Genomic DNA, 19,165 nt, shown 5'->3' with positions numbered 1-19,165 from the left:
AGCGCCACGGCAACTTCCGGAAGTGCCAACGCTTCCGGTCCCATGGGCTCGGCCCGGGATCGCCCTCCGTCAGCGCGTTGCGCCCACGGGGGCGCTACTGGTTTGAGCCTCGAAGCGGTTTGCGTGCGCGCGCCTCTGCCCCCAAGTTCGGAGACAGAGGATCAACGGAAGACAAGGGGGCATCTGCCCATGTTCGAGAACCTGTCAGATCGCCTGGGCGGCGTCTTCGACCGGCTGACAAAGCAGGGCGCGCTCAGCGAGGAGGACGTCAAGACGGCGCTGCGCGAGGTGCGCGTGGCGCTCCTGGAGGCCGACGTCTCGTTGCCGGTGGCGAGAAACTTTATCAAGTCGGTGGAGAAGAAGGCCACCGGCGCGGCAGTGACGAAATCGGTGACGCCCGGCCAGCAGGTCGTCAAGATCGTCCACGACGAGCTGATCCAGGTGCTCGCGGGGGACAGCGACGAGTCCGGAGAGCTGCGTATCGGCACGCCGCCCGCGCCGATCCTGATGGTCGGCCTGCAGGGCGGCGGCAAGACGACCACCACCGCGAAACTTGCCAAGCGCCTCTCCGAGCGCGACCGCAAGAGAGTCCTGATGGCCTCGCTCGACGTCCAGCGCCCCGCGGCGATGGAACAGCTTGAAGTGCTGGGCAAGCAGATCGGGGTCGACACGCTGCCCATCGTCAAGGGCGAGGATCCCGTCGCCATCGCCAAGCGCGCCAAGACTCAGGCGAGCCTCGGCGGCTATGACGTCTACATGCTCGACACCGCCGGCCGCCTGTCGATCGACGAAGAGCTGATGTCGCAGGTCGAGGCGGTCCGCGACGTGGTCAACCCGCGCGAGACGCTGCTGGTCGTGGACGGCCTGACCGGCCAGGATGCCGTCAACACCGCCGAGAATTTCGACGAACGCATCGGCATCTCGGGCGTGGTGCTGACGCGGATGGACGGCGACGGGCGCGGCGGTGCGGCGCTTTCGATGCGCGCCGTGACCGGCAAACCGATCAAGTTCGTCGGCCTCGGCGAGAAGATGGACGCGCTCGAAACCTTCGAGCCCGAGCGCGTCGCGGGCCGCATCCTCGGCATGGGCGATATCGTCGCTCTCGTCGAGAAGGCGCAGCAGACGCTCGAGGCCGAGCAGGCCGAGCGCATGATGAAGCGCTTTCAGAAAGGTCAGTTCAACATGAACGACCTCAAGATGCAGCTCGAACAGATGCAGAAGATGGGCGGCATGGGCGCCATGCTCCAGATGATGCCGGGTGCCGCGAAGATGGCCAAGCAGCTCGACGAGAGCGGCATGGACGATTCGATCCTGCGGCAGCAGATCGCGCTCATCAACTCCATGACGAAGAAGGAACGCGCCAATCCCGCGCTCCTCCAGGCGTCCCGGAAAAAGCGCATCGCGGCAGGGTCGGGCCTCGAAGTCTCTGACCTCAACAAGCTTCTGAAGATGCAGCGCCAGATGGGCGACATGATGAAGAAGATGGGCAAGATGGGCAAAGGCGGCATGCTCAAACAAGCCATGTCCGGCATGTTCGGCAAGGGCGGCGGCATGCCCGAGGGCATGGACCCGTCCAAGATGGATCCCAAGCAGCTCGAAGCGGCCGCGAAGGCGATGGGCGGCAAGGGCGGCTTCCCCGGTATGGGCGGCGGCAGTCTGCCACCGGGTATGTCGGGCTTCGGCAAGAAGAAGTAAGTGACGGCGGCCCCGGTCATATCCACGGCGCGCCTGCGCCTGCGCGGCCACACCCTGGCCGACCTCGAGCAGCTCTGCGATCTGTTCGGGACGGACCGGGCTGTGCATATGGGCGGCCCCGTGCCGCGCGTTGCGGCCTGGCGCTGGCTCGCGTCCGAAGTCGCGATGTGGGAGCTGATGGGCCACGGTGCCTGGGGCATCGAGACCCAGGATGGCGACTTCGTCGGGCAGGTCGGAATTCTGAAGCCGCCGCATTTCCCGGAAGTCGAGCTGGGCTGGACCGTCCTCGCCGAGGCAGAGGGCAAGGGCTACGCGTTCGAGGCCGCGCTGGCTGCGAGCCTCTGGGCGTGGGATCAGGGCTTCGAGACCCTCGTCTCTTATATCGATCCGGCGAATGCCCGCTCCATCTCGCTCGCGAAACGCCTCGGCGCGACCCATGACGCGGACGCTGCCTTGCCGGATGGCGAGACGCCCGAAGACACCATCGTCTACCGGCACCTTCCAGACACCGATGGCGGTGCGGAGGCTTACGCATGAGCCTAACCGCCGCACCCCGCCTCGAGACCGAGCGCCTGATCCTGCGCGGCCCGGAGAAATCCGACGCCGAGGCGGTCATGGCCTTCCTCATGGACCCCGCACGCAGCGCTGGCTTCGGCCACATCGCCAAGCGCGGCGACGCCTGGCGCTGGTTCGCAATGAATGTCGGCCACTGGCATTGGCACGGCTACGGCTATTTCGTGATCGAGGATCGCGAGACAGCCGCGCCCGCAGGCATTTCCGGCATCTGGTTCCCCGAGACCTGGCCCGAGCCGGAACTCGGCTGGGTGGTTTTCGACGGCTATGAAGGCCGGGGCATCGCCTTCGAGGCGGCACGCCGCGCGCGTCGCTGGGCCTACGACGAGCTCGGTTTCACCACGCTTACGTCGAACATTCTGCCCGACAATGACCGCTCCAAGCGTCTCGCAACGCGGCTCGGCGCGGTCTACGAGCGGACCTACCACAACGAGAACATGGGCGAGGACGAGCTCTGGCGACATCCCGGCCCCGAGACGGTGGCGGCATGAACGTTCCCGTCATCCATACCGAGCGTGTGACCCTGCGAGAGCCGCGTCTTGAGGATCTGGGCGAAATGGCCGCCTATTTCCGCGATCCGCGCAGCGCGTGGAATGGGGGGCCGCTTGAGCGGCACGATGCGGGCCGCGCGATCTTTACCAATGCCGGCCAATGGCGGCTCAGAGGTCATGGCATCTGGCATGTCACCCTGGCGGGTTCGGACACGTTCATCGGCTTTGCCGGTATCTTTCACCCGGTCGATTGGCCCGAGCCCGAACTCGGCTACGGCATCACGGCAGAGCACGAAGGCAAGGGGCTCGCCTTTGAGGCCGTCGAAACGGCGCGCAAGGCGGCCGCGACCCATCTCGGGCTGACCGAAATGCCGAGCTTTATCGCGCCCGAGAACGAGCGCTCCCAGCGCCTCGCGATCCGTCTCGGTGCGGTGCGCGAGGACGATATCATGCTGCGCGGCAAGCTCGCCCGGGTCTATCGCCATCCCGCCCTGCAAGAGGGCGCGGCATGACCGAGCGCGTCTTTCTCCATACCGACCGGCTGGTCCTGCGCCCGCTCCGCGCCGGCGATTTCGAAGCCTATGCGGGCTACTATACCGGGCCGCGCGCTGAGTTCGTCGGCGGGCCGATTTCCCGGGTCGATGCGTTCAACCGCTTCTGCTCGATGATCGGACATTGGCAGATGCGCGGTTTCGGCCGTTTCGCGATCTGCCTGCGCGGCGAGGACGAGGGTTTCGGTCACGCCGGGCTCATGCAAATGGCCGATGGCGCACTGCCCGAGCTGACCTGGACGCTCTGGACGCCCGAGGCCGAGGGACAGGGCTATGCGCGCGAGGCCGGTCTCGCCGTGCGCGATCACGCGTTCCGGGCGCTTGCCCTGCCCGCGCTCTCTGCCATCGTGCATAAAAGCAACGCGCGCTCGGCCAGGATCGCCGAGGCACTCGGCGGCGTGGCCGACGAGACCATTCCGACCCGCTACGCGGATGAACGGGCCTTCCGCTTCGACCGCGCACGTCTCGAGCAGGAGGGCGCGGCATGACCGACATTCCCGTCCTCTCCACCCACCGTCTGGAATTGCGGGCGCCCGAGCCGCAGGATTATCCCGACTTCAAGGCGACCTTCGCTTCGTACCGCTCGCGCTTCATGGGCGGGCCGCTCAATCCGTATGAGACCTGGATGCTCTATGCCGCAGAGATCGGCCATTGGCAAATCCGCGGCTTCGGGATGTGGATGGTCCACCTGCGCGAGACCGGCGAGACCGTGGGCATGGCCGGGGGCTGGCAGCCCGCGAAATGGCCAGAGCGCGAGATCGCCTGGATCATCTGGCCGGACCGCGCGGGCCGCGGTTACGCGCTCGAGGCAACGGCACGCGTACGCCGGCATCTCTACGAGGATCGCGGCTGGGATGGCGCGGTCTCCTACCTCGATCCCAAGGATCTCGATTCCATCCGCCTCTGCGAGCGGCTCGGCGCAAAGAAGGACCATTCGGCCTCCAGCGTCGATGGACATGATGTCTGCTACCGCCATCCCGAACCGGCGGCCCTCAAAGGCTCGCAGCTGGCCCACGGGATCGAGATGGAGATCCAGAACTACATCGACCCTCTCTTCAAACCGAAAGGCTGGGCCATTGACTGAGACATCCGCCACAGACGCGGCCCAGGCGGCCGAGCTACTCAAGCATCACCGCGAGTCGATCGACCGTCTCGACGCGATCCTCGTCTTCACGCTTGCAGAGCGGTTCAAGCACACCCAGTCCGTCGGCGTCCTGAAAGCGCGCCACGGCCTGCCCCCCTCCGATCCCGCGCGGGAAGAAAAACAGATCGCGCGGCTCGAAACCTTGGCGCATGACGCGGACCTAGATCCCGAATTCGCCAAGAACTTTCTGAATTTCATCATTCAGGAAGTCATCCAGCACCACCGAAAGCACCAATCCTGAGGCCGGTGCGACCGGCCCGATCAAAGACAGCCCAAAGGAGATAAACCATGGCTCTCAAAATTCGTCTCGCCCGCGGCGGCTCCAAGAAGCGCCCCCACTACTCGATCGTCGTCGCCGACAGCCGTATGCCGCGCGACGGCCGCTTCATCGAGAAGATCGGCACCTACAACCCGCTTCTGCCCAAGGGCGACGAGCGCCGCGTGATCATGGATGTCGAGCGCGCCAAGCACTGGATCGAGCATGGCGCCGTCACCACCGACCGTGTCTCCCGCTTCCTCGAAGCGGCTGGCGAAGTCGAGAAGAAGGAACGCTCGAACCCCAAGAAAGGCACGCCCGGCAAGGCCGCGCAGGAACGCGCCGCAGCCCGCGCCGAGAAGGCCGCGGCCGCGGAAGCTCCCGCCGAGGAAGCCTCTGCAGAAGAGTAAATCCGGGCCCGGCCCGAAACGAAGAGCGCGCGGGCCCCGTCCGCGCGCTTTTTTTGTCGCGACTTTTCGCGCATCACACAGACGGGATCGGCGGAAACTGGCAATGTCGCGCGCGACGAGATAAGGCTTGATCAAACACGCCACATCCGACGCATCCGGAGCCTACATGACCCGCCTGCTTCTCGCCTCGACGACCCTCGCCGCGACCCTTCTTGCCGCGCCTCTCGCCGCGCAATCTGCCGATCCGGCGCTGAGCTTTACTCTGCGCGGCGGCGTGGCATCCGACCCGGCCTATTTCGGCGCTGAGGAATACGAGGTGAAGCCCGATCTCGGCTTCGGCTTCAATTCGGTCAATATCGGCCCGCTGCAATTCGGCGATCCGGATCCCCGGACAGACAAGCTCGGCTTCGGGCTGCGCGGCTCGTTCAATTACATCGGGATGCGCGATGCGAGCGAATACGATGCGCTGACCGGTCTCGACGATATCGACGCGGCGGTCGAGCTTGGCCTTGGCGTCGGTTACACGACGCGCAACTTCGCGGCCTTCGCAGATGTGCGCCAAGGCTTCGGCGGGCATACCGGCGTTGTCGCCGAAGCGGGCGCCGATGCGATCCTCCGTCCCAGCGATCAACTGACCCTGACCGCCGGTCCCCGGGTTCTGTTCGGCAATTCCGAGTACACGGACACTTACTTCGGCGTGTCCTCCTCCGAGGCGAGCGTGCTCAACCCGGCCTATGACGCGGATGGCGGGCTGGTCTCTGCAGGCATGGAATTCGGCGCGACCTACCAGATCAACGATGTCTGGGGCGTCGAGACGGCTGTGACCTGGGACCGCTACATGAACGACGCGGCCGACAGCCCGATCGTCGAGAACGGTCGCGAGGACGATTGGGGCGCGCGCGTCGGCCTGACCCGGACCTTCCAACTCGGCTTCTGATCGTTCGCTGCGATTGCACCTCCGCCCGCGCCCGCGCTATTGAGACGCGAGAGCATGGCTGAGACGAGGCAAAGCGTGAGCGACAGGATTTGCGTGGGCATGATCGGCGGCGCCTTCGGCGTCCACGGTGAAGTGCGCTTGAAGAGCTTCACCGCCGATCCGGAGGCCATCGCCGATTATGGCCCGCTTGAAAGCGAGGACGGCTCGCAGAGCTTCCACGTCCAGCTCACGCGGCCGGTCAAGCAAGGCTTTGCCGCGCGGCTGTCCGGCGTTCGCAGCAAGGAAGACGCCGATGCGCTCAAGAGCGTTCGGCTCTACGCACCGCGTGAGCGCTTGCCGCAGCTTCCCGATGACGAGTTCTACCATGCCGATCTCATCGGGCTCGAAGTCATGGATACCGGCGGCGTGTCGCTCGGTCATGTGAAGGCGGTTCTGAACCACGGCGCGACCGACCTTCTGGAGATCGCGCAGCCGGGATCGTCGCAGACAGCGCTCCTTCCCTTCACTCGCGAAGCTGTGCCAACGGTCGACCTCGCCGCGGGCCGGTTGATCGCCGATCCCCCTGCGGGGATCTTCGACTAGGGAATTCGCGGCTGCGCCACATCGTCGCCACGTTTCCGCCCCTTTTGGTTGATATGTTTTTCGACATATCGGGCCTGAGGGGGACGATGTCGCAACGATTGATCTTTTCAGCGGTTGCTCTGGCACCTGCCTTGGCGGCACTTGCCGTACCGGGCTTTGTGCAAGGTCCCGTCCTCGGGATGATCGGACCGTTCGGCGTGTCGTCGCTGGCGATCTTCCTCGCTTTCGTTGCTGTTCACGCCACGCGGCGGACACGAGATAAAGAAGAACATACAGGCATACGGGACGAGGGCACTCTGCTGACGGCCGCGGCGCATCATACGCCGCCCATCGACATACCCGACACAGACGAGCTTCGCGCCCGCGTGGCGGCGCGGCTGGTGCGGCGTCACTGCCCCGATAACAAGCCGTTCGGGCCGGCAGAGCCCGACAGCATGGATTTCGCGCTGTCGCGGATCGTCGGGCAGGTTGTCGATCTTTGGGAGGCCGACAGCGCCGAGGCGTTGAGCGAGACGCAGCTCCGGGAGCTGCACGTTCTCGAAACGCTTGCCCTCGCCGATGCCGTGGCCGCGGGAAAGCTCGCGCAATCCTTCCGCAATCCAGCGCTCGCCACGGACATCCGCGACCAGATCTCGGCGCTCGCAGAGCGGCGCGAGGCCTTCGAGGAGGCGCGCGACGCCTACCGCGCCACGCTCGACCTAGCAGATAGCGCGGCGCGCCCCTGGGACCTGAAAACGAGCCTCATGTTGATGACCGCGCCGGACGCGGACCTCTGGCACCGGGTCATCGCGGAGGGAGATCTTCGAGATCCAGGATTGCGGGCTGCGGCGCTCTGGTGCCTTGAGCAACCGACGCTCAGCAGGGCGAGTGTTGCACTGTTCTTCGCGCGCATTGGGCGTGAGAGGCTCCTGACCGACGCCGAAGCCACGGGCGACACCCTGTTCCTTCGAAGCGCGAGTCATGCCATCCGGCGCTGGAACGAGGGCGGGTACAGGAACAAGACGATCGGACTCGATCCGGCAAACGCGGTCGTCGATGCGGGGCCGGCGCTAAAAGCCGAGCTTGGCGCACTCGCAGAAGACTGGCCCTTCCCCGAGGGCGCGTTCGATTGTTATTCGGGCAGCGTCGCGCGACCGCGCCGGGCCTGGGACATTCAGGCGGGCATCCTGATCGGCACACCGCAGCCGCAGGATTATTTCGATCCGGTCTGAACCTGGCCCTTTGCCAAGAGGGGGCCAAGCGGGTAAGGGACGCGGCTGAACCCGCTCCAAGGACAGCCAAGATGCGCTCACTCGGCCGCAAATCCATCCAGGCCTCGCTCCAGCCGCGCGACCTCATGGCCGAGAAGCGGCTGAAAGGCGTCTGGACCGCGCAGGTCGTCACGCTTTTTCCCGAAGCCTTTCCCGGCACGTTGGGCCTGTCCCTCACAGGCCGCGCATTGAAGGACGGGCTGTGGCAGCTCGAAACCGTGCCGCTGCGGGAATTCGGCGACGGCAAACACCGCAACGTCGATGACACGCCTGCGGGCGGGGGCGCGGGGATGGTGCTGCGACCGGACGTGATGGCCTCGGCGCTCGACGCGGCGCAGTCCCGGCTTCCGGGCGCGCCGCTCCTCTACCTCTCGCCGCGCGGAAAACCGTTCACGCAGGCCCGTGCTCGGGCGCTCGCCGAGGGGCCGGGCATGACGCTGATTTGCGGGCGTTTCGAAGGACTCGACCAGCGCGTGATCGATGCCTACGAGGTCGAGGAAGTCAGCCTCGGGGACTTCGTGCTCACCGGCGGAGAGATTGCCGCGCAGGCCTTGATCGATGCGAGCGTCAGGCTTATACCGCGCGTGCTCGGGAATCAGGAATCCGTCGAGGAGGAATCCTTCTCGCACGGATTATTGGAGCACCCGCAGTATACGAAGCCCGCCGTCTGGAACGGTCGCGCGATCCCCGAGATTCTTCTTTCGGGACATCACGCGAAGATCACCGACTGGCAGCGGGTGCAGGCCGAAAGGCTGACCAAGGAAAGACGACCTGATCTCTGGCGGGCTTATCTGCGAGCGCAGAATAGGGACCCGGACGAAGACCAAGAGCTCTGAGGCGGCAATCACCTTTGCGGAAAAAACCGCAAGCGACATAGGAGTAAGGTCAATGGACCTGATCGCAGAACTCGAGGCGGAACAGATCGCCTCGCTCGGGAAGACGATTCCCGATTTCAAAGCTGGCGACACCATTCGCGTCGGCTACAAGGTGACCGAGGGCACCCGCACCCGCGTGCAGAACTTCGAAGGCGTCTGCATCAGCCGCAAGAACGGCCACGGGGTCGCAGGCTCGTTCACCGTTCGCAAGATTTCCTTCGGCGAAGGCGTCGAGCGGATCTTCCCGCTCTACTCGACCAATATCGAGCATATCGAGGTCGTGCGCCGTGGCCGTGTTCGCCGCGCGAAGCTGTACTACCTGCGCTCGCGCCGCGGCAAGTCGGCCCGTATCGCGGAAGACGTCAACTACAAGGTGCTCAAGGGCGACGGCAAGAAGCCGGTGCAAGGATCCTCGACATGAAAAAGAACCTTCATCCCGAATATCACGTCGTGACCGTCAAGATGACCGACGGGACGACCTTCGACACCCGCACCGTCTGGGGCGCAGAGGGCGATACGCTGACCCTCGACATCGACCCGACCGTGCACCCGGCCTGGACCGGCGGCTCCTCGCGCCTGATGGACCAGGGCGGCCGCGTGTCGCGCTTCAAGAAGAAGTACGAGGGCCTCGGCTTCTGAAGTCGGCGCAGCCCGCAAGATCGAACGCCGCTCCCGCGTCGGGGCGGCGTTTTTCGTTGGCCTCCCGGCTCTGTCATTCGACAGATGCGGCAATCCGGGGTAAGCGGGCTCAAAACACGGGACGTGAGGGATACGAGCATCCATGACAATCCTGGCCTACCTGCGCACCACGCTCTTCGTCTGCCTAGCCGCGCTTCTGACCGCCTGTGCCGCGGCGCCAATTCCCGAGACGCCGGACGTTACGCGCACCGAGATCGCGGCGCTTCGGCAGGCCTTCCTCGAACTCGATCCCAACGTCGATCCCGAGGAGGCAGACCGCGCCGCGCGTATCGCCGTGACCTATCCGCTCGAGTTGCGCGCTCTTTACGAGATCGAGGACAGCCCTGTCGTTCACAACACCAAGGTCAATGCCGGCCTCAAGCCGCGCGGGCTGTGCTGGCACTGGGCGCAGGACATGGAACGCCGGATGCGGTCAGAGAATTTCGCGACGCTCGACCTGCACCGCGCCGTTGCGCCGCCGCGTAACATTCTGCGCCTCGAGCATTCCACGCTCATCATGAGCGCGCGCGGGGAAACCATGCAGGAAGGTCTCGTCATAGACCCATGGCGCAAGGGCGGTGTCCTCTATTGGGGACCAACCCTAGAGGATGCGCGCTACGACTGGCTTCCCCGTCACGTCGTGCTGGCCGAGAAAGGCATTACCGTTCCTCAGCGATAGTGGCTTAGCGTGTTGTCGAAGGCCCCTTTCTCGAGATCTTCCTTGTAGAACACATGATCCCGGCGCAGTCGTTCGACGGCTTCCTCGGCGCTGCGGATCACGTCCTCGATATAGAGCGGTTGCGGCATCACCGCCTCCAGGATGCTTTGCTCGACATCGTAATCGAGCTGGCCCGCCTCGTCCGACCGCGCATGGGCCTGCGCCAACACCCAGCCACACGCATGGGCGTAGGCTTTCCATGACTTCTTCGACAAATCGTCAAGATCGATATCCTCGCGGAAGGGCGCGCGTTCGCGGGTCATGAAGCTTTCGCCGTCGATCTCGGCGCTGCCATAGAAGACATCGCCTTTCGCGAGGTGGACGGACTGGCCGTGTGCGATCCGGTCGCCCTTTGCGCCCGCATCGAACTCGTGCGGCGGCACCAGCCCGTCGAGCGCGGAATGGCGCGCCTTCTTGAACTCGACGATCAGGTCGTCGGTCGCGTTCTGCAACGGCCCCTCCAGAAGGCAGTAATAGCGCGGCAGCCCGAGCGACGCGGTGCCCTGCCCGTGCCGCATCGCGACATCCTTGAGTTTCAGTGAGCCGATCCGCCCCGTTCCCTCGATGTTGTTCTGCTTGCCAAGCTTGTCGATGAGCTTCTGGAACTCGTCGCAGCGCGTCGAGATCGGCGTCAGCTCATCGCTGGCACGGAAGCCCGTACCGGTTTCATTGAGATAGCGATCCCACAGCCAGTCTTCGCGCGGCTTCTTGGCTTCCTCGAACAGGCGCTTGATGACTTTCGGGGCATTGTCCTCGCGCATCTGTTCGCTGCTTTCGGTCTCGTAGCGCGCAAAATGCGCCATGCCGTCAAAATAGCCCTTGAGGAATTTGCGCGCGATCTTCTTCTGCTTCTTGCGCTTGTAGCCGCCCTCTTCTTCCGCGGCGATCATGAAGCCTGCCGTGCCACGCTTGAGATCCCACGAGAACGGCGCGTAGATCGCATCGTCGAAATCGTTCACGCCAAAGATTGGCACGTTATCAGCATTGGGCATTACGCCGAAATTCTCGGGATGCACGTCGCCCAGCGCCAAGACCGTCGGCATCCGGGCATCTTCGCCCAGCATGTCGCGATGGAAAAGCAGCGAGGTGCCGCGGAAGAACTTGAAGAGCGAGGAGGCGAGCTTGTCGAACTTCTCCTTGGTTCCGAAAGCTTGCTGGTCGATCCGAACCGCATGGTCCTCGAGGATGGTCTCGCGCACATGGTGGCGCCGATCCTGCCCGGTGATGTCCTTGGGGCGCATCGTGATCGGCGAGGCAACATAGGCCTCCGTCAAACGGCGATATTCTTCGAGACGGCTGCCGATCTTTTGCTTGTGCCGCACGCGGTCGCGCGCTTCGCTCTTAGCCGCTTTGGCAGAGGATGTCGTCTTCGCAGGCTTCGCGCTTTTCGTGGAAGTGCCGCTCTTTCGCTGCGATGTCTTCGGTGCCGTGTTCGACATATCGGGCCCGTCCTTTAAATCTTTATAAAGACTTCAACGCGCCACTGGGCCATCGGGGTCCGAACAGATGCAAAAGGCAGGCGGCGATCCATGTGGTTTCTGGTACGGATTGCAAAGGCGGGCGGGCTTTTGCTTGCACTGCTTCTGCTTGTGGCCTGCGCGCTTCAGGTCCAAAACTCCGCCGATCCGGATCTGCCCGCAAAGCAGAACGGGGCGCACCGGGTCGCCACGCATAACGTGCATTACATCTGGTACAACCGCGCCGACGGCCCGTGGTCACGCGGCGATTGGGAGGCGCGCGCGCCGTCGATGGACGCCGCGTTCAAGGCTCTCGACGCCGATATCGTCGCGTTTCAGGAGATGGAGAGCTTTGCAGGCGGCAACTCGGATGACGTGAACCTCGCACGCAGCTACCTCCTGGAGCGAAACCCAGATTATGCTGCGGCGGCGGTCGGCGATTGGCGAGACTTTCCATCGACACAGCCGATCTTTTACCGGACCGAGCGCTATGAGCTTGTAGAACAAGGCTGGTTCTTCTTTTCAGACACGCCTGACGTGATTTATTCCCGCACCTTCGACGGATCCTACCCGGCCTTCGCGTCCTGGGCACGGTTCCGGTCGCGTGACGGCGGGCCGGTCTTTGCCGTGATGAACGTGCATTACGAATACTCATCCGGGTCCAACCGCATGCTGTCGGCCGAGCTGACGGCGCGCCGCATCGACCCGTTTCTCGAGCGGGGCGAGCCGGTGATCCTGACCGGCGATCTGAATGCCCGCCTCGGCTCCCCAACAACCGAGACGCTCGAAGCGGCAGGGCTGCGATTTCTCGACGTTCCCGGCTCCACCTATCATTTCGATCTCGGCATCAATCTTTTCGGCGCGATCGATCATATTGCGATCAGCCCCGGCATGAACGCGGTGTCCGGGCCGGTCACGCTGCAGCGCAAGTTTGCGGGCGACTGGCCGTCCGATCATTATCCCGTCGTCGCGGACCTCACATTTCCGTAGTGGCTTCCGCGCCGCGGATTCCGCTTCAGATGCCGTGACGCCTTCACTTGTGGCAGCCCCCAAGATACCGTAGCGCCCAAGAACTTTTGGGGAATATCTGGGGAACCACGTGGCACATATCATTGTGGTCGGGAACGAGAAGGGTGGCGCGGGGAAGTCCACCGTCTCGATGCATATCGCCTCCGCGCTCGCGCGGCAGGGCTTTCGCGTCGGCACGCTCGATCTGGATTTGCGGCAGCAGAGCTTTGGCCGCTACGTCCGCAATCGGAAGGCGTTCATGGAAGCAGAAGGGCTCGACTTGCCCTCGCCGCGCTACATGGAATTGCCCGAGATCGACAAGGAGACGCTGCAGCCCGGCGAGAACGCCTACGACCATCGCCTGTCGGCCGCGGTCGCGGTTCTGGAGCCGGAAAGCGATTTTGTCCTGATCGACTGTCCGGGTTCGCATACCCGGTTGAGCCAGGTAGCGCACTCGCTTGCCGATACGCTGGTGACGCCGCTCAATGACAGTTTCGTCGATTTCGACCTGCTCGCCCATATCGGCGCGGACGGCGAGAAGATCGAAGGGCCTTCGGTCTATTCGGAGATGGTCTGGCATGCCCGACAGCTTCGGGCGCAGGCCGGGCTTCAGCCGATCGACTGGGTCGTGCTCCGCAACCGGCTCGGCGCGCAGCAAATGGTCAACAAGCAGAAGATGGAAAAGGCGCTCGAGCGTCTGTCCAAGCGGATCGGCTTCCGCATCGCGCCGGGCTTTTCAGAGCGGGTGATCTTCCGCGAACTCTTCCCGCGCGGGCTGACGCTGCTCGATCTCAAGGATATCGGGGTCAAGCAGCTCAACATCTCCAACATCGCCGCCAGGCAGGAGCTGCGCGACCTGATGAAGACGCTGAACCTGCCCGGCGTCGAGGTGGATTTCTGATGGCAGCCGGGGGTCCAAGCCGGGGCGAACTGATCTTCCGCCTCTGCTTTTCGCTATGCGGACTTGGCCTTCTCGCCGTTGCCGTCGCAATGCGCGGAATGCCGCGCGGTCCAGCCCTCTTCGAGGTTTTCGGTATCGCGGGCGTCTTCTTCCTCGGCACCGCGATCTGGTCGGCCTGGAAACTCTGGGGCCGGCGCTGACGCGCGGGTCCGTTTTGCGAAAGACCGAACATATGTCCGCACCGAAGAATCCGTTCAAGGACGCGCTCGCACAGGGGCAGCGGCAAATCGGTCTCTGGATGGGTCTCGCGGATCCCTATGCTTCCGAGATCGTCGCGCGCTCCGGCTTCGACTGGGTTCTGATCGACGGAGAGCATTCGCCGAACGACCTCGCCGCGATCGTGCGCCAGGTGCAGGTGATCGAACCGCATACGCACCCGGTCGTGCGCCTTCCGATGGGGGAGTCCTGGCTCATCAAGCAGGTGCTCGACACCGGCGTGCAATCCTTGCTGATCCCTATGGTCAATTCAGCTGCCGAGGCGCGCGCCCTCGTCCGTGCCATGCGCTATCCGCCCGAAGGTATCCGCGGGATGGGCGGCGCGCTGGCGAGAGCGACGAATTTCGGACGCACCCCCGACTATGCAGCGACCGCGAATGACGAGATGTGCCTGATCGTGCAGATCGAGACAGGCGCGGCGCTCGAGGCACTGGACGAGATCCTCGAGGTCGAAGGCGTGGACGGTGTCTTTGTCGGACCCGCCGATCTCTCGGCGGATCTGGGCTTTCCGGGCCGCGCCGATGCGCCGGAGATGCGTAAAGTGGTCGCCGAAACGCTTGGGCGGATCGCCGCTTCGGGCAAGGCTGCCGGGATCATCGATTTCTCCGAAGACGCAATCGAGGGCCATTTCGATGCGGGCGCGCAATTCGTGGCCGTCGGATCGGATGTGACCTTCCTCTCGCGCGGCCTCAGCGCCTTGTCCGCGAAATGGCGCGCGAGTTAACACAGCGTTAGGACAGCGCGCGGTAGCCTTGCCGAATGCGCTGGCTGCTCGCCCTTCTTCTCTTCATTCTCGCCGCCTGCAACACCGGTGGGCCGGGCTTTGCAGGTATCGAGCCCGAACGGGTGAGCCAGGATGGCAGCGCTTTCCTCTTCCGTCAAACCGGGCCGCTGATCGAGGCGCAGCGGATCTCACCCGAAATGATGCCGCGTTTTCAGATGGTCGCCACCAAGGCCGGACGCGCCGCCGAGGCGCGAACTGGCTGCGATGTCGCATGGATCATGGGCGATCAGGCGGTGATGGTGATGGCGCTCGATTGTCCGGGTGGCCCGCCTCCGCCCAAGATGCCGCGCACCAAGAACTGGTCGTGCCACGCTATCACCGCATCGCGTGCCATCACCGATGCCCTCGTCTCCAGCGACATCTCCCTCAACTGCACACGCGGATGAGCGGTTTTTCGTAGAAGACCGAAGTGCCGTTCTCCCTGTATTCACCGAACGGGCCACGCCGGACATAGCCTACCCGGGTGTAAAGCCGGGCGGCTGCGTCCAGAAGATTTCCGGTCTCGAGCCGAAGAAGCCCGATGCCCTCGCCCGCCGCTGCGCCTTCAAGGTGCTCCAGAAGCCGGCGCGCCAGCCCGGTGCCTCGTGCGGCCTCGGTCACAAAGAGCGATTTCACCTCGCCATATCCGTCGCAGCGCATCAGCGCGACGGTGCCGAGAACCCGGCTGTAGTCGCGTGCCGCCCATAGCGTGATGCCGGGGGCGGCCAGCGCGTCGAGATCGAGAAAGCTGTTATGTTCGGGCGGGAAGAGCGCCTGCATCAACGCGTGGCTTTGCCGAAGGACGGTCGCAACGCTTGGATCGGAAGGGTGCGCGATGACGATTTCCATGACGGGCTCCGGCCAGATGTCAGCGTTATGCGACATACCACAAGGCCGGCGGGCCCTTGCGTCAAGCCGGCAATATCTCGCCTTTTACGCGATATCTTGTGGATAAAGGCGCTGCAAACCCGATATACGGCGCAATTTGTTTGACTCAAGACAGCCGTCTTCGCACGCTTTCCCTCAACCGCGGAATCGGGAGCCTCCAGAACGTGCGCTTTTCGAAACTGAAACTCACAGGCTTCAAAAGCTTCGTCGACCCCACGGACCTCGTCATTGCCGAGGGTCTGACAGGCGTGGTGGGCCCCAATGGCTGCGGCAAGTCTAATCTGCTCGAAGCGCTGCGTTGGGTCATGGGCGAGAACCGCCCGACCGCGATGCGCGGCGGCGGAATGGAAGATGTGATCTTCGCAGGCGCCGCCTCCCGCCCGGCCCGAAATTTCGCCGAGGTCGTGCTTCAGATCGACAATTCCGACCGGCTCGCCCCCTCCGGCTTCAACGACCAGGACCAGATCGAGATCGTGCGCCGCATCACGCGCGATGTCGGCTCGGCCTACAAGGCCAACGGCAAGGATACCCGCGCGCGGGATGTGCAGATGCTCTTCGCCGATGCCGCGACGGGGTCGCAATCGCCCGCGCTCGTTCGTCAGGGCCAGATTTCCGAGCTGATCAACGCCAAGCCCAAGGCCCGACGGCGGATCCTCGAGGACGCGGCAGGGATCGCCGGCCTCTACCAGCGCCGCCACGAGGCGGAACTCAAGCTGAAGAACACCGAGGCGAACCTCACCCGCGTCGACGATGTGATCGAAGGGCTGGCCAGTCAGCTCTCGAGCCTTGCGCGGCAAGCCAAACAGGCGGCGCGCTATCGCGCCATCGGCGAGGATCTGCGCCATGCAGAGGGGCTCCTCCTCTACCGGCGCTGGAAGGATGCCGACGCCGCGCGTGCCAGCGCGGAGGAGGTGCTGCGCGGAAAGCTGACCGAGGCCGCCCGCGCCGAGACCGCCGCGCGCGAGGCCGGAAAGACGCGCGAGGCACAGGAGAGCGCACTGCCGCCCCTTCGCGAGGAAGAAGCCGTTGCGGCCGCGATCCTGCAGCGCCTGACGGTGGAGCGCGACACGCTCAAAGACGAGAAGGCCCGCGCCGAGGACACGATCCGCACTCTGACCGGCCGTATCGAGCAGCTTGCCCGCGATATCGAACGCGAGACCGGCCTCAACCGCGATGCGGGCGAGACGATCGAGCGGCTCGAATGGGAAGCGCGCGAGCTCGCCAAGGCGGGCGAGGGCCACGAGGATCGGCTGTCGAGTGCAGCAAGCGAGGCCAGTGAGGCGGCCACGATCCTGCAGGAGCGCGAGGATCTTCTTTCAACGCGCACCGAGGATGTGGCGCGTCTGTCCGCGCGTCACCAATCGGCCCATCGCTATCTTGCCGACACGCGTAAGACGCTCGAACGCAACGAAGCCGAGGCCGTCAAGGCGCGCGGGATCGTTTCAGACGCTGAGGCGAAACTCGCGGCCGCCAGCGAGACGCGGACAGAGGCCGAGACCCGCTTGACCGACGCACAGGCGACGGCGCGGCGCGCCGAAACCGTGCTGTCGGAGGCCGAGACCGCGCGCGCGGACACCCAGGCCCGCGAGGCCGAGGCGCGCAGCGAACGCTCTTCTGCCGAAGGCGAGCTCAACGCGCTCAGCGCGGAGGTCACGGCGCTTGCCCGCCTTCTCGACCGCGACACCGCCGAAGGCGGGCAGATCCTCGACCGGCTTCAGGTCGAACAAGGGTTCGAGAAGGCGCTCGGCGCCGCGCTCGCCGACGATCTGCGCGCGCCCGAAGTCGACGCGGACGGGCCGTCCGGCTGGACCGTGCTGCCCGCCTACGACGCCGCGCAAGCGCTGCCGAGCGGCGTGACGGCCCTCACCCAGCACGTCTCGGTCCCGTCCGTCCTCGAACGCCGCATGAGCCAGATCGGACTGGTCGACGCCGATGAGGGTGACGCCTTGCAGCCACGGCTCTTGCCCGGCCAGCGGCTCGTCAGTCGTGAGGGTGATCTCTGGCGCTGGGATGGCTACCGGGCCTGGGCGGAGGATATGCCGTCGGCTGCGGCGTTGCGCCTCGAACAGCTGAACCGCCTCGAGGCGCTGAAACAGGACATGGCGCATTCGGAGGCGCGGGTCGCCGGGGCTCGGCAAGCGCACGAGGCTCTGCAGACCCGCCTCACCGACCTTGCCCGTGCCGACAAGGACGCGCGCGAGGCACGCCGCGCAGCCGACCAGGCCGTGACAGAGGCGTCTCGCGCCGTGAGCCGCGCCGAGGCGGACCGCGACATGGCCGAAGGCCGGCTCGAAAGCGCGCGGCTTTCCGTCACCCGCTACGCCGACGAGGCGAGCGCCGCCCGCAAACAGGTCGTCGAGGCCGAACGCGCGGTGGCCGAGCTTGGCGATCTCGACGCGGCGCGCGCCGAGGTCGAGGATATCAAGCTCACCGTTGAAGCCGCGCGCATGACGATGATGGCCAAGCGCTCCGCACATGAAGAGCTTCGGCGCGAGGGCGACGCCCGCAAGGCGCGCAGCCAGCAAGTGACGAAAGAGCTGTCGGGATGGCGGCACCGACTGGAGACCGCGAAGGGCCGCAGCGCGGAGCTTACGACCCGCAAGGAACAGGCCGAGAGCGAGCTGGCCGCGGCGCAGGGAATTCCCGCCCAACTTGAGGAACAGCACGACAAGCTGAGCCGCTCCATCGAGGATGCGGAAGTGCGCCGCAAGAAAGCTGCCGACGCGCTTGCCGATGCCGAAACGTCGCTCCGCGAGCTGGTCGCAGCGGAGCGCGATGCCGAGCGCACCGCCTCAGAGGCACGCGAATCCCGCGCGGCAGCCGAAGCGCGAGCGGATTCCGCCCGCGAAGCTGTCAGCGCTGCCGCCGAACGCGTCAGCGAAGAGCAGGAAACAACCCCTCAAAACCTTCTCGAGAAGCTTGGCGTCGATCCCGATGCCATTCCCACGGCGCAAGACATCGATACGCAGGTCAACGCTCTCAAACGCCAGCGCGACGCGCTCGGCGCGGTGAACCTGCGCGCCGAAGAGGATGCCCGCGAGGTTCAGACCGAACACGACACGCTCTCGTCCGAGAAGCAGGATCTCGAGGAAGCGGTAAAGACCCTGCGCTCCAGCATCGCCTCTCTCAACCGCGAGGGCCGAGAGCGGCTCTTGACCGCCTTCGAGCAGGTAAACGCCAATTTCTCGATGCTGTTCACCCACCTCTTCAACGGTGGCGAGGCCAACCTCGTCATGGTCGAGAGTGACGATCCGCTCGAGGCCGGTCTCGAGATCATGTGCCAACCGCCGGGCAAGAAGCTCTCGACCCTGTCGCTTCTGTCGGGGGGCGAACAGACGCTGACCGCGCTCGCGCTGATCTTTGCTGTCTTCCTCGCGAATCCTGCCCCCATCTGCGTGCTCGACGAGGTGGACGCGCCGCTCGACGATGCCAACGTCACCCGGTTCTGCGACATGCTCGACGAGATGTGCCGCCGCACCGAGACACGCTTCCTCATCATTACGCACCACGCGGTGACGATGGCGCGGATGGACCGATTGTTCGGTGTGACGATGCAGGAGCAGGGCGTGAGCCAGCTCGTATCCGTGGACCTCAAGAAGGCCGAGAAGATGGTGGCCTGAGGGCTTTCAGCGCGGCTTTGTCTTTCTTGAGGTGGTCACCCGAAAGCGCATCTGTCGATTACTTACAAAATAGCGTGCAGCCTGAAATTCCG

Annotated in this window: 23 protein-coding genes; 21 read left to right on the top strand and 2 right to left on the bottom strand. The window is 64.9% G+C overall.

The genetic code is table 11. The annotated features are described in order from the left end of the window. Positions 1-189 precede the first annotated feature (189 nt). From ffh to BM171_RS11540, 15 genes are all read left to right on the top strand, one after another. Positions 190-1,695, top strand: coding sequence for a signal recognition particle protein (ffh, locus tag BM171_RS11610; RefSeq protein ID WP_093012231.1), 1,506 nt, complete (start codon positions 190-192; stop codon positions 1,693-1,695). Then, positions 1,696-2,232: a GNAT family N-acetyltransferase gene (locus BM171_RS11605; protein ID WP_093012228.1), complete on the top strand. Its 537-nt coding sequence runs from the start codon at positions 1,696-1,698 to the stop codon at positions 2,230-2,232. Continuing rightward, on the top strand, positions 2,229-2,759 hold the full coding sequence (locus BM171_RS11600) for a GNAT family N-acetyltransferase (protein ID WP_093012225.1): 531 nt from the start codon (positions 2,229-2,231) through the stop codon (positions 2,757-2,759). The genes BM171_RS11605 and BM171_RS11600 overlap by 4 nt, the downstream gene beginning before the upstream one ends. Next, entirely contained in the window at positions 2,756-3,271 is a 516-nt protein-coding gene (locus tag BM171_RS11595) for a GNAT family N-acetyltransferase (protein WP_093012222.1), read from the top strand. Before BM171_RS11600 ends, BM171_RS11595 begins: the two co-directional genes overlap by 4 nt. Continuing rightward, on the top strand, positions 3,268-3,798 hold the full coding sequence (locus tag BM171_RS11590) for a GNAT family N-acetyltransferase (protein ID WP_093012219.1): 531 nt from the start codon (positions 3,268-3,270) through the stop codon (positions 3,796-3,798). Before BM171_RS11595 ends, BM171_RS11590 begins: the two co-directional genes overlap by 4 nt. After that, positions 3,795-4,394: a GNAT family N-acetyltransferase gene (locus BM171_RS19210; protein ID WP_093012216.1), complete on the top strand. Its 600-nt coding sequence runs from the start codon at positions 3,795-3,797 to the stop codon at positions 4,392-4,394. The genes BM171_RS11590 and BM171_RS19210 overlap by 4 nt, the downstream gene beginning before the upstream one ends. Continuing rightward, positions 4,387-4,695 carry a chorismate mutase gene (locus BM171_RS11580; RefSeq protein WP_245760243.1) on the top strand — a complete coding sequence of 103 codons (309 nt, stop codon included), beginning with the start codon at positions 4,387-4,389 and terminating at the stop codon, positions 4,693-4,695. The genes BM171_RS19210 and BM171_RS11580 overlap by 8 nt, the downstream gene beginning before the upstream one ends. A gap of 47 nt (positions 4,696-4,742) precedes the next feature. Next, the gene (gene rpsP, locus BM171_RS11575) at positions 4,743-5,120 is read left to right on the top strand and encodes a 30S ribosomal protein S16 (protein ID WP_093012210.1); all 378 of its coding nucleotides are present in this window, start codon (positions 4,743-4,745) and stop codon (positions 5,118-5,120) included. A 166-nt stretch (positions 5,121-5,286) separates the two neighbouring features. Beyond that, positions 5,287-6,057 (top strand): MipA/OmpV family protein, encoded by a 771-nt coding sequence (locus BM171_RS11570; protein WP_093012207.1) that lies wholly within the window; start codon positions 5,287-5,289, stop codon positions 6,055-6,057. A gap of 75 nt (positions 6,058-6,132) precedes the next feature. Beyond that, the gene (gene rimM / locus BM171_RS11565; RefSeq protein ID WP_245760242.1) at positions 6,133-6,639 is read left to right on the top strand and encodes a ribosome maturation factor RimM; all 507 of its coding nucleotides are present in this window, start codon (positions 6,133-6,135) and stop codon (positions 6,637-6,639) included. A 179-nt stretch (positions 6,640-6,818) separates the two neighbouring features. Continuing rightward, positions 6,819-7,850 (top strand): hypothetical protein, encoded by a 1,032-nt coding sequence (locus BM171_RS11560; RefSeq protein WP_093012201.1) that lies wholly within the window; start codon positions 6,819-6,821, stop codon positions 7,848-7,850. A 71-nt stretch (positions 7,851-7,921) separates the two neighbouring features. Continuing rightward, entirely contained in the window at positions 7,922-8,725 is an 804-nt protein-coding gene (gene trmD / locus BM171_RS11555) for a tRNA (guanosine(37)-N1)-methyltransferase TrmD (RefSeq protein WP_093012198.1), read from the top strand. A gap of 52 nt (positions 8,726-8,777) precedes the next feature. After that, positions 8,778-9,185: a 50S ribosomal protein L19 gene (gene rplS, locus BM171_RS11550; protein WP_093012195.1), complete on the top strand. Its 408-nt coding sequence runs from the start codon at positions 8,778-8,780 to the stop codon at positions 9,183-9,185. Then, the gene (gene rpmE, locus BM171_RS11545; RefSeq protein ID WP_093012192.1) at positions 9,182-9,403 is read left to right on the top strand and encodes a 50S ribosomal protein L31; all 222 of its coding nucleotides are present in this window, start codon (positions 9,182-9,184) and stop codon (positions 9,401-9,403) included. Before rplS ends, rpmE begins: the two co-directional genes overlap by 4 nt. A 142-nt stretch (positions 9,404-9,545) precedes the next feature. After that, the gene (locus BM171_RS11540) at positions 9,546-10,121 is read left to right on the top strand and encodes a hypothetical protein (RefSeq protein ID WP_093012189.1); all 576 of its coding nucleotides are present in this window, start codon (positions 9,546-9,548) and stop codon (positions 10,119-10,121) included. Here BM171_RS11540 and BM171_RS11535 read toward each other — a convergent pair. Further along, positions 10,112-11,599: a DUF2252 domain-containing protein gene (locus BM171_RS11535; protein ID WP_093012186.1), complete on the bottom strand. Its 1,488-nt coding sequence runs from the start codon at positions 11,597-11,599 to the stop codon at positions 10,112-10,114. The genes BM171_RS11540 and BM171_RS11535 overlap by 10 nt on opposite strands. Before the next feature lie 90 nt (positions 11,600-11,689). Here BM171_RS11535 and BM171_RS11530 point away from each other — a divergent pair, with 90 nt between their 5' ends. From BM171_RS11530 to BM171_RS11510, 5 genes are all read left to right on the top strand, one after another. Next, positions 11,690-12,607 carry an endonuclease/exonuclease/phosphatase family protein gene (locus BM171_RS11530; protein ID WP_093012183.1) on the top strand — a complete coding sequence of 306 codons (918 nt, stop codon included), beginning with the start codon at positions 11,690-11,692 and terminating at the stop codon, positions 12,605-12,607. A 109-nt stretch (positions 12,608-12,716) separates the two neighbouring features. After that, positions 12,717-13,526, top strand: coding sequence for a division plane positioning ATPase MipZ (locus BM171_RS11525; protein ID WP_093012180.1), 810 nt, complete (start codon positions 12,717-12,719; stop codon positions 13,524-13,526). Further along, positions 13,526-13,726 carry a hypothetical protein gene (locus BM171_RS11520; protein ID WP_093012177.1) on the top strand — a complete coding sequence of 67 codons (201 nt, stop codon included), beginning with the start codon at positions 13,526-13,528 and terminating at the stop codon, positions 13,724-13,726. Before BM171_RS11525 ends, BM171_RS11520 begins: the two co-directional genes overlap by 1 nt. 32 nt (positions 13,727-13,758) lie before the next feature. Beyond that, positions 13,759-14,526 (top strand): HpcH/HpaI aldolase family protein, encoded by a 768-nt coding sequence (locus BM171_RS11515; RefSeq protein ID WP_093012174.1) that lies wholly within the window; start codon positions 13,759-13,761, stop codon positions 14,524-14,526. A gap of 35 nt (positions 14,527-14,561) precedes the next feature. Next, positions 14,562-14,972, top strand: coding sequence for a hypothetical protein (locus BM171_RS11510; protein ID WP_093012171.1), 411 nt, complete (start codon positions 14,562-14,564; stop codon positions 14,970-14,972). Here the strand turns inward: BM171_RS11510 and BM171_RS11505 are convergent. Next, complete coding sequence (locus BM171_RS11505) at positions 14,953-15,414, bottom strand: GNAT family N-acetyltransferase (protein WP_093012376.1); 462 nt, start codon at positions 15,412-15,414, stop codon at positions 14,953-14,955. The genes BM171_RS11510 and BM171_RS11505 overlap by 20 nt on opposite strands. A 203-nt stretch (positions 15,415-15,617) precedes the next feature. Between BM171_RS11505 and smc the strand changes: the two genes are divergently transcribed. Further along, positions 15,618-19,073: a chromosome segregation protein SMC gene (gene smc / locus BM171_RS11500; RefSeq protein ID WP_093012373.1), complete on the top strand. Its 3,456-nt coding sequence runs from the start codon at positions 15,618-15,620 to the stop codon at positions 19,071-19,073. Positions 19,074-19,165: the final 92 nt, after the last annotated feature.

It is taken from the genome of Roseivivax halotolerans, assembly GCF_900115815.1.
GTDB classification, from domain to species: Bacteria; Pseudomonadota; Alphaproteobacteria; order Rhodobacterales; family Rhodobacteraceae; genus Roseivivax; species Roseivivax halotolerans.
The sequence above is the reverse complement of the archived record's forward strand: the minus strand, read 5'-3'. Positions and strand labels throughout refer to the sequence as shown.

Excerpts from the sequence above, each read along its gene's own strand:
- BM171_RS11595 (WP_093012222.1), top strand. The coding sequence starts at position 2,756 with ATGAACGTTCCCGTCATCCATACCGAGCGTGTGACCCTGCGAGAGCCG.
- BM171_RS11600 (WP_093012225.1), top strand. The coding sequence starts at position 2,229 with ATGAGCCTAACCGCCGCACCCCGCCTCGAGACCGAGCGCCTGATCCTG.
- BM171_RS11520 (WP_093012177.1), top strand. The coding sequence starts at position 13,526 with ATGGCAGCCGGGGGTCCAAGCCGGGGCGAACTGATCTTCCGCCTCTGC.
- BM171_RS11540 (WP_093012189.1), top strand. The coding sequence starts at position 9,546 with ATGACAATCCTGGCCTACCTGCGCACCACGCTCTTCGTCTGCCTAGCC.
- trmD (WP_093012198.1), top strand. The coding sequence starts at position 7,922 with ATGCGCTCACTCGGCCGCAAATCCATCCAGGCCTCGCTCCAGCCGCGC.
- BM171_RS11510 (WP_093012171.1), top strand. The coding sequence starts at position 14,562 with ATGCGCTGGCTGCTCGCCCTTCTTCTCTTCATTCTCGCCGCCTGCAAC.
- BM171_RS11535 (WP_093012186.1), bottom strand. The coding sequence starts at position 11,599 with ATGTCGAACACGGCACCGAAGACATCGCAGCGAAAGAGCGGCACTTCC.
- BM171_RS11590 (WP_093012219.1), top strand. The coding sequence starts at position 3,268 with ATGACCGAGCGCGTCTTTCTCCATACCGACCGGCTGGTCCTGCGCCCG.
- BM171_RS11560 (WP_093012201.1), top strand. The coding sequence starts at position 6,819 with ATGATCGGACCGTTCGGCGTGTCGTCGCTGGCGATCTTCCTCGCTTTC.
- BM171_RS11530 (WP_093012183.1), top strand. The coding sequence starts at position 11,690 with ATGTGGTTTCTGGTACGGATTGCAAAGGCGGGCGGGCTTTTGCTTGCA.
- ffh (WP_093012231.1), top strand. The coding sequence starts at position 190 with ATGTTCGAGAACCTGTCAGATCGCCTGGGCGGCGTCTTCGACCGGCTG.
- BM171_RS11505 (WP_093012376.1), bottom strand. The coding sequence starts at position 15,414 with ATGGAAATCGTCATCGCGCACCCTTCCGATCCAAGCGTTGCGACCGTC.
- BM171_RS19210 (WP_093012216.1), top strand. The coding sequence starts at position 3,795 with ATGACCGACATTCCCGTCCTCTCCACCCACCGTCTGGAATTGCGGGCG.
- BM171_RS11515 (WP_093012174.1), top strand. The coding sequence starts at position 13,759 with ATGTCCGCACCGAAGAATCCGTTCAAGGACGCGCTCGCACAGGGGCAG.
- BM171_RS11570 (WP_093012207.1), top strand. The coding sequence starts at position 5,287 with ATGACCCGCCTGCTTCTCGCCTCGACGACCCTCGCCGCGACCCTTCTT.
- rplS (WP_093012195.1), top strand. The coding sequence starts at position 8,778 with ATGGACCTGATCGCAGAACTCGAGGCGGAACAGATCGCCTCGCTCGGG.
- rpsP (WP_093012210.1), top strand. The coding sequence starts at position 4,743 with ATGGCTCTCAAAATTCGTCTCGCCCGCGGCGGCTCCAAGAAGCGCCCC.
- rpmE (WP_093012192.1), top strand. The coding sequence starts at position 9,182 with ATGAAAAAGAACCTTCATCCCGAATATCACGTCGTGACCGTCAAGATG.